Origin of the sequence: Bacillus cereus group sp. Bc031 (assembly GCF_027716265.1) — a bacterium.
Lineage (GTDB): Bacteria > Bacillota > Bacilli > Bacillales > Bacillaceae_G > Bacillus_A > Bacillus_A paranthracis.
Map to the genome: position 1 here is coordinate 1 of NZ_JAQFUL010000020.1, position 14074 is coordinate 14074.

Consider the following 14074-nt stretch of genomic DNA (forward strand, 5'->3'; position numbering starts at 1 on the left):
ATATGCAAAGATAAATATAAGTAGTTGTTTTGAAACATGTTTTGATGAAGTTGATTTTTCATATGGAGAATTAGTTGAAACTGTATTAAATGATGTAAATATAAAATAATTGGAAATTGCATGGAATTGTTGGAGGGGTAATGTGAAAGCTAATAAAGCATTTGAATGCGTATGTAATCTAATATCTGAAAAGTATTTAGATAATGGCTGGAAATATTCGAAGTCTGGTCATTGGATGAGTAAAAAAGATAAAAATTTCATTTATAAGGTACTCTTTTATACAAGTTGGAATAATATATCTGATAAAAACGTAGTATTTTATGGTGAATGCGCAATTCTTCCTTTAAAATCTGAAGATAAAATATTTCATATTAATACACGTCAGTGCAATGTACCAAGCGGTCAGTTATATTGGAACATAGCAAATGAGGAAGAGTGGGAGCGGACAGTTAACGAATTCACTAATTGGTTAAATAGTGTATTTATGCCAATTGTAGAAAGGTGTACGAATGATTTGAACAACTTTGTAAAAGAGGTTGTTGAAAGGGGTTTTTATCCTCAAAAGGGTTATATGGTAGATATTAATTTTATATTAACGCACGGGTCGTGTGAATTGGCAGAGGAAGCTATCAAAAGATACTATGACAGTTTGGAAGAGTCAATAAAAAAAGAATTTAAAGATAACTATGAAAGTATGGTGTGTGGTAATGAAGCAGTTAGTGCATATGGTAATAATATGATGAGAAATTACACCAATTTTAGAACTATCATAGATAATAAAATAATTGTTACTTTATAGTACATCAAATGGTTTGACTTAGTAAGCGATAATTGGTAACCCAATTATCGCTTTTGGTTTTAAATAAGGGTACGGGTAAAACTGGTGTTGGTAAAACGGGTGAGGGAATACCTTTAGAAAAAGTAAAGCCCGATGTACTTAAACAGATACATGCTGATGATAATGGAGCATATGGATATTTACCAAAAGAGGGTACTGCATATAATAAACCAGAATATGACTTTACAAATGTTGAATGGACAAAAGAAATGCAAAATGTAAGAAAAGATTATCTTGAAGCATCTAAACAATTAGAAAATGATATCGAAAAAATGATATCTGAAGGATTTTCTAAAGAAAAAATAGCTGAACATGTTGTAGAAGCACGTAACCAGCAAAAAAATGCAGCGAGGGAAAATATGACTGCTGAGGAGAGAGCCGGTTTAGAGGAAAGAAATATAAAAAAATATGGTAATCCAATAGGACCGACAGCTGAGAGTATGTTTAATAAGATAAGAGATTCGTACATTGATAAAGGAATTTATGAATCAGATGAACAAGTATGGAAAATTATAATTCAAAAATCAATGCAAAAAGATGATGTAATAAACACACTATTAGGATTAGAGCATTAGGAGGGACAGGATAACTTATGATAATAATGAATAATTACTCTAAGACAGGAACGTATATTATATTAGAACCTAGCGGATATTCAGTAGTTGAAAAAAATAAAGTAAAGTTGGTTAGACAAGGCGTCGGAGGATTTAGTGAAGATGGACAGGTAGTTGGTATTTATGTTAAAGATAACAAACTATTTTTTTTCTATAATGGAAAATCATTTGAAACATCTATAGAAGATCTAATTTGTACAAATAGTTATGTTTCAAAATTGAAAAGATGTTTTAGTGTAACAATAGGGGGACAAAATATCTGTAATATAGTTTATGAGCCTTTTATTGATCCAGGAATGATTTATTATGATGAAGACCCTGAAGAGTTCGATGTATTGTTATACTTAAGTGAATTATTGAAGAATGAGGATTCTATTAAGAGATTTATGAATGGGATGGAAATGATTAAAAAGCAGAATAAAGGTTAGTGTTTTAGGGAAAGAAATAAGTGTTTGAAATTACGTACTTCATGATGGTTGGCCCATCATTGGGTACTGTGTCCAATGATAGAATAGAAAAAAAGTACGAGTTTAGGTAAGATGACATTTTACAACATATGAACTTAAAGCACTTGGTTGTCTATTTGAGGCAATAAGTGCTTTTTTAATTGAAAAGTAAGCTATAAATTTATAGAAATTATTTTTATGAATTAAAGCTAACAGAATATGCACATAGGCTTCAATTGCAGGTATATAGTTTGTTTTTCAATGTCAAAAAACATAAAAAAAATAGGGCAATATTATTAAATAGCCGGGTCCATTGTAGAAATATTTGAAGGTATTTCGCTCATAGGCGGATCTAATTTCTTAACTATCGTCGCAGAAGTAGGAACTGGCGGGTTAGCATCACCAATTGTTATCCCATTAGATATAGCAGCAACAGCTGCTGGGGCTAGTCTTTTTGCGCATGGTGGATTTGTTTGGAATAAATCGATTCAAAATGCTAAGGATACTCTTCAAAAAATCCAGTCTTCTGGTGGGGGTAAGGGTGCGAGTAATCGAATACCTTCTTATGGAAAAGATTCAGTACCTAAAGGTCCATACCGTGAAGTAAATGGTTATCCAATAAAAGTGAAAGCAGGAGCTCAAGAGAAGCATATTCCCGATACACCGAACTATAAACAAGAATTAGCAAATGGAAAAAATAAGAGCATTTTCTATGGCGATAATAAAATAGCACAAGAATTGCTTGATAAGTTTGCAGGAAAAGGAACCACTGTTACCAAAAATAAAGAAAGAGTGGACTTTGGTAAACCAATAGGTAAATACTATGACACTGTGACCGGACAATATATAGAGACTAATAGAGGAATGATACATTATGGAAAAGATGGTGCCCATATAGTACCAGCAAAACCATCAGAATAAAATTAAGAAAGAGGATGTCTATGGAAGCAGATTCTTTATTTAAAACATTAACAGAGCATGAAGGTGTAGAAATCATATTAGAGTGGAACAGTGGATTGAGAATTATAGGCAAAACAGACACATTTTATGAGACAGACAATGGATTAGATGATGATGACCCCGCATACGCAGAATATTATGCAACAGCATTTCAAGTAAATCATATTTTATCTCAACCTTCTACTAACGAAGGTATTGTATATAATTGGTTGATACAAGAAAAAAGTTCATTGGTTGAAATTTCTCTCTATGATGATCCGCCAAGTGCAGTGTTTTTAACTGACGGAAAAAAAGTATGGGAAAGTGGAATATATAAATAATAGGTGGTATATAAACTGAGACCTCGATTGGCATATATGCTTTTCAAGGTTTTTCTATGTTTTTAACACCTGTAAAGGGTGTTCATCAGTGGCACGAAATTGGTTGCAAGAATAAGAGGCAGATGAGAGCATGAGTGTACTTAGGATATCTAATAGAAATCAATGTCGACTCTTTAAAGAAACAATGAGACGAACTCAAGAGATTATAGAAGTACAAGCTGGCAAACCAAGATGAAACAATTTACTTTGCAAGAACAACAATTGAACTTACAAGAGCAGGAAGACAATATTGCTGCAGCTAGAGAGGTTGGGATAGAAGTTCAAGCAACTATTAGAAACTATAATGATCCGCTTCCAGCTAATCTGATTGATAGATTTATAACTAAAAAGGGAGTACCTAAAAATTGGGGGGAAGCTCTAGACTTAAGAATTCTAAAGCAAAAGACTAGTTTTAGAATTCATAATCCAATGGGTTCATTTGAGTTAGAAAGAAGTGCTATAGCTATGGAAAAGTATTATGTTGATAAAGATATATATGTATATCCTGAATCTTACCAAAAATTCGTGGAATTGAATTTAGTTGATTTTGATGTATGGTATTTAATTGAATCTGAACAGGCTACTAGAAGGTATCATGATTTAAAGGAAAGATATCCAAAAAGGAATTTAATTCCTTTTGCTAGAAGAGATGACAACGATGATATTGCGTGTTTTGAAATTGGCAAAGGAAGTAAAGTTCAACTTATTCATGATTTTGCTTCTGAAGGTTTTGAACAAAGAAAAGAGTTTGATGATTTTTGGGAGTGGGTCGAAGTTGCTATGAAAGAAATGATTGATTACAATCGGAGTGAAGAAATTGAATAAACAAAAATTCTATACAAATTTAAGTAAAGAAGTATCTTATGCTTTACGTCATGCTCAGTGGAAATACGAATTGGAGTTAGATGAGAATGGCTGGGTGTCTGTTGAGCAACTTTTACACGCACTTCACCAATCCATTGAATGGAGAGATGTGAAGATAGAAGATTTAAAAATAATGATTGAGAAATCTGAGAAAAAAAGGCATGAGCTAAAAGAAAATAAAATTCGTGCCTTGTATGGACATTCTATTCCCATGAAAATAGTAAAGGAAGAAGGAGTTCCACCTGAATTTCTTTATCATGGTACATCTCCTCGCTTTTTAAATTCTATTGAATCAAATGGGCTATCACCTATGTCTAGACAATATGTCCATCTTTCTGAAGATATTATAACTGCTGAATTAGTGGGAAAAAGAAAAGATAAGCATCCTATTATTTTAGAAGTTAATACTGGAAAAGCTAGAGAAGAAGGCGTTAAATTTTATTTAGGAAATGAAAAAGTTTGGTTAGCAGATGAGATTCCTAGTGAGTTTATCGCAATTAATAAGAATTAATTGAATCTATTCTACTAGCTTATGACGGCAGGAAAAATTTTTTCTTTAAGGTATATATTTGAATGAACCATGTTATCTGTCTTAAAATAAACAAATAAATGGCGAGTTACTTATGGAAAATAATCAACAAGAGAGACTTCACATTTGAGGTCTCTTTTGTTGATTTCAATTGAAAATTATTATAATAGAAGTGGAGAATATTGATTTGAAAACAATAATCAAAAATATAGGTAATAAAAATATAAAAGCTAAAGTAGAAGAACCATTAAGTTTTCACGTAAAAACACTTTTTAATTTATTATCTAAAGTAGAAGATAAATTAGTAGATAGATTTTCAATACAAATTGGATGGTCTGTTTATAGTTTATATAAGTATGAAGATTATTATCAAATTATCACCCAGGATTATACTAAAAACCCTTTGAAAGATACGACGGAAGATTTAACAATTGCATTATGGGTACAACTAGAACAATCGCATTGCTTACGTCGATTAAATATAGAGGGGCAATTAATAAAATTTAACGATAAGATTGTGATAGCGAAAAATGTGTTGCAACAAGAAGAGTATTATTTACAAAGATCTAGTGGTTGTGATGAAGATGATTCGGGTTGGTATATAGGCCCTATCAATGAAGAAGTATCAGGAGAATTGGAATTTATATACGCCTATGAATTATTAAAAATGAAACCCGCAATTATTCAAGTGCTAGCCTTACCATATAATTATTTAGTAGTATTTGAGAAGGACGAAATTAAAGCGGTTTTAAATGAATGTGATGTTGATATTTGGAGTGAATTAGAAAAGAAATGAATCTAATGAAAAAGTTTCATGGAGGATTAGAAAATGAATGTTGAAATGAAACCTGAAATTAAAGAAGCTTTGAAAAAAATTAAATTTGTAGATAGATATAAGGAATTGTCTGGAAACTTTAGCTCAAATCTTAATGATTTGAATGATAGACTTGAGGATTATGATATAGAAAAGGTAAATGAAATATTTATAAGGTTGGGATATGCAGCAACTTTTGATAAGAAGGAGAAATTTTTTAAGGTAGGTGTTCTAGATCATTCTCCAAATTATATGATATGGTTTCATATAATTTTAGAACATGGAATGACAGAGTTTGTATGGGTTGTATATCATAATAATGAAGTGAGGCTAGGTAGTCCTTGGAGTGTGTATTCAAGGGTATTGATGAATGCAAGTGAAAGAATAAAAACACCAGTATATCGAAACTATATGGAGTTAGAGGGAATATTAAGAGAGGCATTTTTAATGTATGATGATTTTAAAAGTAAAACAAGTAATGTGTATGGTAAAACCCACAATTGAAAGTAGTAAGTAATAAGATACTGTAAATTATTATACATAAGTAATTCACATGCTCAAAACATTATTAGTTTGTATTGAGTATTTTTTTATTTTGATAAAAAAATACTTTATGTGAATGCAACAATCAAATGAAAATAGGATGTAATAAAAAGTACGAATAGTAATGAAGTGAATGATTCCTATTGGAAGGATGCGATTATATACGGGGCTTTCTAATGAAAATAAAGCGATATTATATGAAATAAATACTTAAACAAATAGAAGTGGATACTGTATCTACAGTTTTCAGAATAGCTGAAGGGCTGCGTATTGAAGATAAATATTTGGATTTTTAATTGACTATTAATGTTCATGATAAGCCTATAAATGGTGACTTACAGTATTTATTTTTAGAATGTGATGAAAAAAGTAGAAAATATACATCTTTTTAAGAGGTTTAGAAGGTAGGGACAATTAACTATGAAAATTTATTATTGTGACGAGTGGTCAGATATTAGAAAGAAACCTTGGAATATGATTGATGAGTGTAAAGCATATTTGTGTCATCAAAATAACGAACCATATACGGCCGTGTTAACTGAAGGTGAAAGGATTAAGTATCTTATAAATGTTACAAAAAATTGGATTTCAGTTGGGTTTTATGATGAATTAGTTCGTAAGTATTTAAATTATGATTTTGAAGTTATAAATGATAATAGAATTTTCTTAAGAACAGCTATGTATTGGGAATATAATGATACGAATGAAAAAGAAAAAACTAGCATGATTTTCAATTTCCAAGAAAATGGTTATACAGTAATGGAAAAGGTGGATGTGAATAGAGGGTTAGTTGAGGAACGAGAGAATCATGATGATCTTGAAAATAAATGGGATGTGTTTCCTGATTTTGGTCATTATATTCATTTGTGCAGAGAGGAAAGATAATGTATTTATATAAGGTGTCAAATGCCCAATATGAAAATTACGTGAGTTAAGCACTTCATTGTCAACAGAGGACAATAGGTGCTTTTTTTTTACGTGGAGTAAAGTAAAAATATAAGTTTGCTTGTTGCTCTGTTTCAACTTTGTTTCGTATGTTATAATTTGGAAAGTCTATATTCTTAATTTTCAGAAAATTAAAAGGTGGTAGGTTGATATATGAGTACATTAAAGAAAATTACTAACAATATTTCGAAGGTTATTATAGGAAAAGATGAATCGATAGAACTGGCAGCTATAGCTCTTATAGCAAGAGGGCATATTTTATTAGAAGATGTACCGGGGACAGGAAAAACAACATTAGCGAAAAGTTTGGCTAAAAGTGTGGACGCTAAATTTCAAAGAATTCAATTCACAGCGGATACTTTGCCTGGAGATGTTATTGGCCTTGAATATTTTGATGTAAAGGAATCGGAATTTAAAACGAGGTTAGGTCCTATTTTTGCAAATATAGTATTAGTGGATGAAATAAATCGTGCTGTACCGAGAACGCAATCTTCATTACTGGAAGTGATGGAAGAACGTACTGTTACGATTTCGAAACAGACGCATTCATTACCAGAACCTTTTTTAGTAATTGCAACGCAAAATCCACTCGAATCAGCGGGCACATTTCCGTTACCTGATGCTCAATTAGATCGATTTTTACTTACGATTCGCCAAGGATATCCTACGAGAGAAGCTGAAAAGGAAATGATGAATCGATTTCAAATGAATGATCCGTTAGAAACGTTACACTCTATTATTTCAAGTGAAGAAATTATTATGATGCAAAAACGTGCAAGAGAAGTGTTAGTAGGAAATGATGTGCAAGATTATCTTCTTGAAATTATTGAGGCAACGCGTAAGCATGAGCTAATTGAAATTGGTGTAAGTCCGCGGGGGACGTTGGCATTTATGAGAGCGATTCAAGCAAGGGCTATATTAAATGAAAGAGATTACTGTACGCCAGATGATATTAAGACGCTTGCTGCATCCGTTTGTGCTCATCGTTTAACGTTAACGATTGAAGGGGAGATGAAAACGACGAAAGAACAAATCATGAAAGAAATTCTTCATACGATTAATGTACCAGTGGAGAATATACGATGAATCAACAGCTTGTGTATACACCATTAGCGGAGCCTTTCGTAATGGGAGTTATGTCAGTTGTAGCCGTTATTTTATGCGTATTTTCAAGCAATCTACTGTTTTTATCTCTCGTATTTTTGTATGTAATTTTAATAGGTGCGATGCATGTATACATACGTAAAGTATCTCGTGTTGAATGGGAATATAGACAAGGGAATTCAAACGTTTTTATAGGTGAAACGAATATGTGCAAAATGAAAATTTCAAATAAGTCGATATTTCCTATTTTCAATATCGTATTTCGATTTAAATGTGAAAATAAGCTAATTTGGAATCATGATGAAATAAACAAAAATACGAATACAGGTTCAAATTATTATATGAATTTTAATTTAAAAGGAGGAGAGTCAGCTTCATTTCATTTACAAGCTGTAGCGTTAAAAAGAGGAATTGCGAAATGGGAAGAAGTTGAAATTGTTATTACGGATCCTTTTGGATTTATAACGAATCATATAACATATAAACAAGTCGATACGCCGTCCTATTTAGTTTTACCAGCTGTTCCAAAAATGCAAGCCCCTGAATTACAAGAATGGTCACGAGGATTTCGAAAAGCGATGTCTTCACCCTTATATGATGAAACGAAAGTAATGGGAGTGAAGTCTTATGAAAATGAAGATTTTCGTTCCATCCACTGGAGTGCAACAGCGAAAACAGGGACGTTAACTGCGAAAAAGTATGAGCGAACGCAATCAGATAAATACGCGATTTATCTCAACTTGCAAAATAAAAGTGGCGTTTCATTGCGAAATGATATAGAAGAATTAATTGAATTAACAGCAGGCATATGTAAACAATTGCTCATGCAAAACTGTTCATTTGAAGTATGGATCAATAGTGTAAAAGATAACGGTTTACTACATATAAAAAACGGGGATAATCGGAAACATTTGCAAAATGTATTAAAAATACTTGCCTCAATATCGGATCAAGATACGCCTGTATCTTCTTCTTATTTTTACACAGCTGGATTTCGGCGAAAGGAACTGGATGCGGTTCCTTTAATCCTTGGTACTTCTCCAAAGAAATATAGTAGAACAAATAAATGGATTGTAATGAAAGAATAAGAAGGGGCTTATGTCATGGTGAATAAAGCGCGGCATATGAAAGTGAAGTTGTGGAGTGTAAGAGCTTTAATTATATTTTTCTTTGCGATTAGTGCAATAACGTTATCACAAGGTGTTGTGCATGTGCAAAGCATAGTAAAAGAACGTTTTTTTACTGAAAAGAAATCTGAAAAAGTTTATAAGGAAACTATAAACTATGGTGATACTGAAGATTACGGAACACCTATAGAAGAGAAAAAAGTAGGAGATAATGGTGAGAGAACGACAACGGGTAAAAAATTTAAAGGTTTTGAAAAGGAAAATTCATGGATCAGTATAGTTTTTTATGTAATGATTGCAGGGGGAATTATATATTTTCTTTATAAATCCGTTAGGAAAAAGTTAACGAAACCAGAAATAGAACAGGAGAAAAAATCGGTAACAAAAGAAAATACGGTAAGAACCGAAAATAACAAGAAAGTCATTCATCAGTTAAAACAGCCATTACCGACAAATACGATAAGAAAAATGCTAGTTGAATGGGAAAGAACATTACCATTTCATGAACAGAGAAGATCCTATGAAACGATGCAACAGTGGTTAAAAAGAATTAGTAGAACGAGAAATATTACTTCGCTATATGAGTCTGTTCGTTATGGTGAAAAGACGTATACGGAGTTAGATGTGGAAAAAATAATGAAGTGGGTAGAGGGAGATGGGAAGGTGGATACGTAAATATTCACCTTTACTTTTTTGTAGAGAAGTTTGATTATCATGAATCATTTTCATATATATAACAGCCTTCAACTAAGAAAACGAAATTAACTGTAAATTAACTTTATTTACTTATACTTCATTACATGTTAACCTATACTTAATTTTTGTAAATTATAATTAATTTTTAAGTTTTTTAAGGGTGTGAAAATGTAATGAAATCGGTATTAAAAAGCATACTTATTTCCTTTGTTTTTTCTGCAGTAAGTATGTGTTGGTTGCTGTTCTTATTATTCAAAGGGGACGGAGACTGGTTATTGTCTTGGGTAGGCGTATTCATGGCATATTTATCTTTGTATACTTTAATAGATTTATATTGTAAAAATACATACGATAAAAAAATAAGTAAATGGCTTATAAAAACAGCGGTGACTAGCTTTAGTTTTGCGGTATTAGGAATCTCATTTTGCATCATACACGAGCTATTAACACCATGGAGTCTCAGTTTAATGGTGTGGTATTGGCTGGTAATGTTAGTGTTATTTTTAACGACCATAATCTCATTAGTCAGTCTCGTATTTGTGAATCGTAAAAATCATAATTTCACCGGTGGATATAGAATACTTATACTTCTAAATGTACTGCTTACGTTAGGACCAGTATTATGGCCACTATTACTTTCTATTATTGGAAATGGAATGAATGCTAGTGCAGGCTGGTAAAAATGAATTTAGATTAGTTGTGTAAAGAATAGGATGAAAAGTTGATATAGAATTTTAAATGTTTATGAGAACATGTTTACATAAAAAATGAAAACATGTTCTCTTTTTATTTGCATGCATAACTCTTCCCCAGTTTACTTTATTTAAATTTAAACGTAAGTATTTCGTAAGGAATGGATAAGAAAAAAGACAGTTTTATCATATAGGATGAAAGTATAGCTTGAATCAATACGATATGAATAGGGGAGAGAAATCCTTATGAAAAAACGTAATTCAATGAAGTTAGCGAGTTTGACAGTTTTATTAGCGGGTACTACTCTATTTACATCTGGCTTTACTGTAAAAGCAGAGTCTACTCAAAATATTTCTAATTCGTCAGAAGCACATGATCAAAAGAATCGGAATGGTTGGAAAAGGGTCATGCAGGAAACAATTCAAATTGGAGCGCCAGGGGTATTAGCTAAGACGTCTAATAAAGGGAAAATTAGTAGTTATACTGCTGGCGTAGCAGATTTAAGCACAAAGAAACCGGTGAAATCAGATTATCGCTTTCGAATTGGTAGTGTGACGAAAACTTTTACCGCCACGACGGTTCTTCAATTAGTTGGAGAAAATCGCGTACAACTTGACGATTCAATTGAGAAGTGGTTACCGGGTCTCGTTCAAGGAAATGGGTATGATGGCAATCAAATTACGATACGCCAACTTTTGAATCATACAAGTGGTATCGCTGAATACTTAAAGTCAAAAGATGCTGACATAATGAATTCGAAAAAAACGTATACAGCTGAAGAAATAGTGAAAATAGGTCTTTCTCTACCTCCAGATTTCTCGCCGGGCAAAGACTGGTTGTATTCAAACACAGGATATGTAATATTGGGAATGCTAATTGAAAAAATAACTGGTAATAGTTATGCGGAAGAAATTGAAAAGCGAATTATTGAACCTCTGGACTTGCCAAATACGTTTTTACCAGGAAATTCACCCGTCATCCCAGGAAAGAATCATGCTCGTGGATATGTGAAAATGGACGAAACAGGCGAGTTGAAAGACATTACGTATTATAATCCGAGTTTAGCTAATGCAGCTGGAGATATGATTTCTAATGCGGATGATTTAAACAAGTTCTTTTCATCTTTACTTGGTGGTAAGTTACTGAAGGAACGCGAGCTAAAAGAAATGCTTACTACAGTTCCTATAGAAGGAAAAGGGGTTGGTGATGGATATGGCCTTGGAATTTATGAGACTAAACTTCCAAATGGTGTCTCAGTATGGGGTCACGGAGGATCAATTCCTGGGTTTATGACTTTTGCTGGTGGAGTAATTGGAGGCAAGCATACATTTGCTGTCAATGCTAATTCTTTAGGTCCGGTTGAAATCCTTACACAGTTTAATAAAATGATGCAAGTTGAATTTAATAAATAATAGATGAAAAGAGTTCTACTATAGAGGTATATAAGGACTTGTATGTGATTTAATTGTTATGAAAATATACTCTTAAAAAATCCCGAATCATGAGCAATTTACTTCCCATGATGCGGGTTTTTTTATGTGCTGTTACAAGAAAAGTAATGATGTATTTAAATTTTTTCATTTTACTATAAAACTATTATATTTATTTGATATTTCTTATTTATAGTGACTTTTACATTTTTAAAATATTGCAACATACAAAGGTAAGTAGTTTTAGATTTCGGAGTTAATAATAAGCAAATTCTGATTTTTGTTGAAAAATATTTAAATGTATTTCCGTAATTTACATAATAAGGTACTTTTATCGTATGAATTAATAACAAATAGAATTAAGTATACAAAAATAGATAATTATGATTTGTGTAAAAATGATTGACTAGTATGAAAATAATGATTAATATAAGTTTTATATTTTGATTCCATTTATATTACAAATTTGTATTTTATTTCAAATTTAATTGTGTCGTAAACTATAATTGAATATATTGTGAAAAAGAATAGGGAGCGGGAACAGCAATAGAAAAGGCTATCTTTTCAAATTTTGTAATGAAATCAAAGGAAGGATAAATATGTATAAACAAGTAGTAGAACTGTTAGAAGAAGCGGCTATATCGTATAAATAATATACATATGAGCTAATATTAGATTATGAAACAGATAGAAAAATTAGAGAAAGGTTTAAATGTCCTATTACGGGGGTGAAGAGAAATGATTAGCATGATATTCAGTTATATATTATTAGGGATTTCATTGTCTGCACCAGTCGGTCCGATTAATGTTGCTCAAATAAATAAAGGAATAAAAAATGGTTTTTTGAGTGCATGGTTAGTAGGAGTTGGAGCAATGTCAGCAGATGTTGTAATGATGTTTTTAATTTACTTTGGTATTTCGACTTATTTAACAACTCCAGTTGCCCAGCTCTGCATTTGGATTTTTGGTTTTGTAACGATGATTTATTTAGGCTATGAAAGCATGAAAGAAGCTACTAAACAAGTTCAATATATTTCATCAGGTGAAAAAGAACATCCTTTAAAATCTTTTCTATCGGGGTTTGCTATCGCAATTTCTAATCCATTAAATATTATTTTTTGGATAGGGATATACGGATCAGTTCTAACTAGTGCTATGAATACTATTGGAAAAGAACAAGCTTTATGGTATAGTGCAGCTATTTTTGCTGGGATTATGCTTTGGGATATATTTATGGCTACATCTATTCATTTTGGTAGAAGATTTATTAATCATACAGTAATGAAATGGATTTCTATAGTAGCAGGAATTGTTTTAATTATGTTTGGAATATATTTTGGCTATGAGGCAGTAAGAGGGATTGATAGACTATTATGAAATGATTGATAATTAGAGTCGATAGTTATTTTTTAGAACTTTATTCATAGCGAACCTTTTGGTTTTTGAATTTGTTAATTGATAAGTATAGGTTAATTCCTTATAGTAAAAGACTTATAGAATCATTCTATAAGTCTTTTTATTGCTGTATAGAAAAATATATAGGCACATTCTCTTCTCACAAAGAGAAATAAAATTCTTAACAAGAACGATAAAATAAATATATAAGCAGTAAAGCAAATTTCAATAAAAGTAGCTTGTTTGCATTTGAAAAATCTAGAATGTTTTTAATTGCTATGAATTACTTTCACAACTTTTGTGGGCACTCCTGCAACGACAATGTTTGCAGGTGCATCCTTTGTAACAACTGCACCTGCAGCAATAACTGAATTGTTTCCAAGTGTCACACCAGGAAGTATGGTTGCACTAGACCCGATCCATACATTTTCACCAATTGTAACAGGGGAGGCGTATGTCGTGTTTCTTGTTTCTAAAGTTAGCCCGTGATTAAGTGTGGCAATTGTAGCATTCATACCGATTATACAATTGTCTCCTATTTGAATCCCATCTCTATCTTGAAAAGAACATCCATTGTTAAAAAATACGTTTTTGCCCTTACAAAATATTCATTATTCTTTCAAAGGTTCCAGTAAAACAACTTCACAGAAATGTTCATGTTCAAATGAGGAAGAAGTGAACAATAAAACGATTTATATTCCGAAAATTGTAATTTTT

General features: G+C 31.8%; 16 protein-coding genes and 2 pseudogenes. 17 read left to right on the plus strand and 1 reads right to left on the minus strand.

Features of this window, described 5'->3' with window-relative positions:
* The 17 genes and pseudogenes from PDQ33_RS10305 to PDQ33_RS10385 form a co-directional block, all read left to right on the plus strand.
* Positions 1-106 (plus strand): annotated as a pseudogene (locus tag PDQ33_RS10305) (pentapeptide repeat-containing protein); the annotation flags it as partial.
* A 36-nt stretch (positions 107-142) separates the two neighbouring features.
* Positions 143-799, plus strand: coding sequence for a hypothetical protein (locus PDQ33_RS10310; protein ID WP_061130307.1), 657 nt, complete (start codon positions 143-145; stop codon positions 797-799).
* A 32-nt stretch (positions 800-831) separates the two neighbouring features.
* On the plus strand, positions 832-1413 hold the full coding sequence (locus tag PDQ33_RS10315) for a hypothetical protein (protein WP_076875053.1): 582 nt from the start codon (positions 832-834) through the stop codon (positions 1411-1413).
* Between the two features lie 17 nt (positions 1414-1430).
* On the plus strand, positions 1431-1880 hold the full coding sequence (locus PDQ33_RS10320; RefSeq protein ID WP_270755606.1) for a hypothetical protein: 450 nt from the start codon (positions 1431-1433) through the stop codon (positions 1878-1880).
* Positions 1881-2453: 573 nt separating this feature from the next.
* Positions 2454-2819: pseudogene (locus PDQ33_RS29165) on the plus strand (polymorphic toxin type 50 domain-containing protein); the annotation flags it as partial.
* Positions 2820-2839: 20 nt separating this feature from the next.
* The gene (locus PDQ33_RS10330) at positions 2840-3178 is read left to right on the plus strand and encodes a hypothetical protein (protein ID WP_000387011.1); all 339 of its coding nucleotides are present in this window, start codon (positions 2840-2842) and stop codon (positions 3176-3178) included.
* A gap of 504 nt (positions 3179-3682) precedes the next feature.
* Positions 3683-4042 carry an SMI1/KNR4 family protein gene (locus PDQ33_RS10335; protein WP_000417647.1) on the plus strand — a complete coding sequence of 120 codons (360 nt, stop codon included), beginning with the start codon at positions 3683-3685 and terminating at the stop codon, positions 4040-4042.
* Positions 4035-4592 (plus strand): RNA 2'-phosphotransferase, encoded by a 558-nt coding sequence (locus PDQ33_RS10340; RefSeq protein WP_001041381.1) that lies wholly within the window; start codon positions 4035-4037, stop codon positions 4590-4592. The genes PDQ33_RS10335 and PDQ33_RS10340 overlap by 8 nt, the downstream gene beginning before the upstream one ends.
* 205 nt (positions 4593-4797) lie before the next feature.
* Complete coding sequence (locus PDQ33_RS10345) at positions 4798-5406, plus strand: immunity protein Imm33 domain-containing protein (RefSeq protein WP_000848824.1); 609 nt, start codon at positions 4798-4800, stop codon at positions 5404-5406.
* 33 nt (positions 5407-5439) lie between these two features.
* Positions 5440-5928 carry a hypothetical protein gene (locus PDQ33_RS10350; protein WP_270755602.1) on the plus strand — a complete coding sequence of 163 codons (489 nt, stop codon included), beginning with the start codon at positions 5440-5442 and terminating at the stop codon, positions 5926-5928.
* A gap of 459 nt (positions 5929-6387) precedes the next feature.
* Positions 6388-6852 carry a hypothetical protein gene (locus PDQ33_RS10355; RefSeq protein WP_061130292.1) on the plus strand — a complete coding sequence of 155 codons (465 nt, stop codon included), beginning with the start codon at positions 6388-6390 and terminating at the stop codon, positions 6850-6852.
* A 213-nt stretch (positions 6853-7065) separates the two neighbouring features.
* On the plus strand, positions 7066-7998 hold the full coding sequence (locus tag PDQ33_RS10360; RefSeq protein ID WP_000105668.1) for an AAA family ATPase: 933 nt from the start codon (positions 7066-7068) through the stop codon (positions 7996-7998).
* Positions 7995-9104 (plus strand): DUF58 domain-containing protein, encoded by a 1110-nt coding sequence (locus PDQ33_RS10365; protein WP_270755599.1) that lies wholly within the window; start codon positions 7995-7997, stop codon positions 9102-9104. Before PDQ33_RS10360 ends, PDQ33_RS10365 begins: the two co-directional genes overlap by 4 nt.
* Positions 9105-9119: 15 nt before the next feature.
* Complete coding sequence (locus PDQ33_RS10370; protein ID WP_270755596.1) at positions 9120-9818, plus strand: signal peptidase II; 699 nt, start codon at positions 9120-9122, stop codon at positions 9816-9818.
* A gap of 194 nt (positions 9819-10012) precedes the next feature.
* The gene (locus PDQ33_RS10375; protein ID WP_000843849.1) at positions 10013-10519 is read left to right on the plus strand and encodes a DUF3902 family protein; all 507 of its coding nucleotides are present in this window, start codon (positions 10013-10015) and stop codon (positions 10517-10519) included.
* 258 nt (positions 10520-10777) lie between these two features.
* A complete protein-coding gene (locus PDQ33_RS10380) occupies positions 10778-11944 on the plus strand; it encodes a serine hydrolase domain-containing protein (protein ID WP_229132328.1) in 1167 nt (388 codons plus the stop codon).
* 756 nt (positions 11945-12700) lie between these two features.
* On the plus strand, positions 12701-13339 hold the full coding sequence (locus PDQ33_RS10385; RefSeq protein ID WP_000624904.1) for a LysE family translocator: 639 nt from the start codon (positions 12701-12703) through the stop codon (positions 13337-13339).
* Positions 13340-13626: 287 nt separating this feature from the next.
* On the opposite strand, the gene PDQ33_RS10390 is transcribed toward PDQ33_RS10385, so the two are convergent.
* Positions 13627-13965: a DapH/DapD/GlmU-related protein gene (locus tag PDQ33_RS10390; protein ID WP_109629746.1), complete on the minus strand. Its 339-nt coding sequence runs from the start codon at positions 13963-13965 to the stop codon at positions 13627-13629.
* Positions 13966-14074: the final 109 nt, after the last annotated feature.

What these genes read in the sequence shown, in the direction of transcription:
- PDQ33_RS10320 (WP_270755606.1), top strand. Translation starts at nt 1,431, where the DNA reads ATGATAATAATGAATAATTACTCTAAGACAGGAACGTATATTATATTA.
- PDQ33_RS10330 (WP_000387011.1), top strand. Translation starts at nt 2,840, where the DNA reads ATGGAAGCAGATTCTTTATTTAAAACATTAACAGAGCATGAAGGTGTA.
- PDQ33_RS10335 (WP_000417647.1), top strand. Translation starts at nt 3,683, where the DNA reads ATGGAAAAGTATTATGTTGATAAAGATATATATGTATATCCTGAATCT.
- PDQ33_RS10350 (WP_270755602.1), top strand. Translation starts at nt 5,440, where the DNA reads ATGAATGTTGAAATGAAACCTGAAATTAAAGAAGCTTTGAAAAAAATT.
- PDQ33_RS10355 (WP_061130292.1), top strand. Translation starts at nt 6,388, where the DNA reads ATGAAAATTTATTATTGTGACGAGTGGTCAGATATTAGAAAGAAACCT.
- PDQ33_RS10360 (WP_000105668.1), top strand. Translation starts at nt 7,066, where the DNA reads ATGAGTACATTAAAGAAAATTACTAACAATATTTCGAAGGTTATTATA.
- PDQ33_RS10365 (WP_270755599.1), top strand. Translation starts at nt 7,995, where the DNA reads ATGAATCAACAGCTTGTGTATACACCATTAGCGGAGCCTTTCGTAATG.
- PDQ33_RS10370 (WP_270755596.1), top strand. Translation starts at nt 9,120, where the DNA reads ATGGTGAATAAAGCGCGGCATATGAAAGTGAAGTTGTGGAGTGTAAGA.
- PDQ33_RS10375 (WP_000843849.1), top strand. Translation starts at nt 10,013, where the DNA reads ATGAAATCGGTATTAAAAAGCATACTTATTTCCTTTGTTTTTTCTGCA.
- PDQ33_RS10380 (WP_229132328.1), top strand. Translation starts at nt 10,778, where the DNA reads ATGAAAAAACGTAATTCAATGAAGTTAGCGAGTTTGACAGTTTTATTA.
- PDQ33_RS10385 (WP_000624904.1), top strand. Translation starts at nt 12,701, where the DNA reads ATGATTAGCATGATATTCAGTTATATATTATTAGGGATTTCATTGTCT.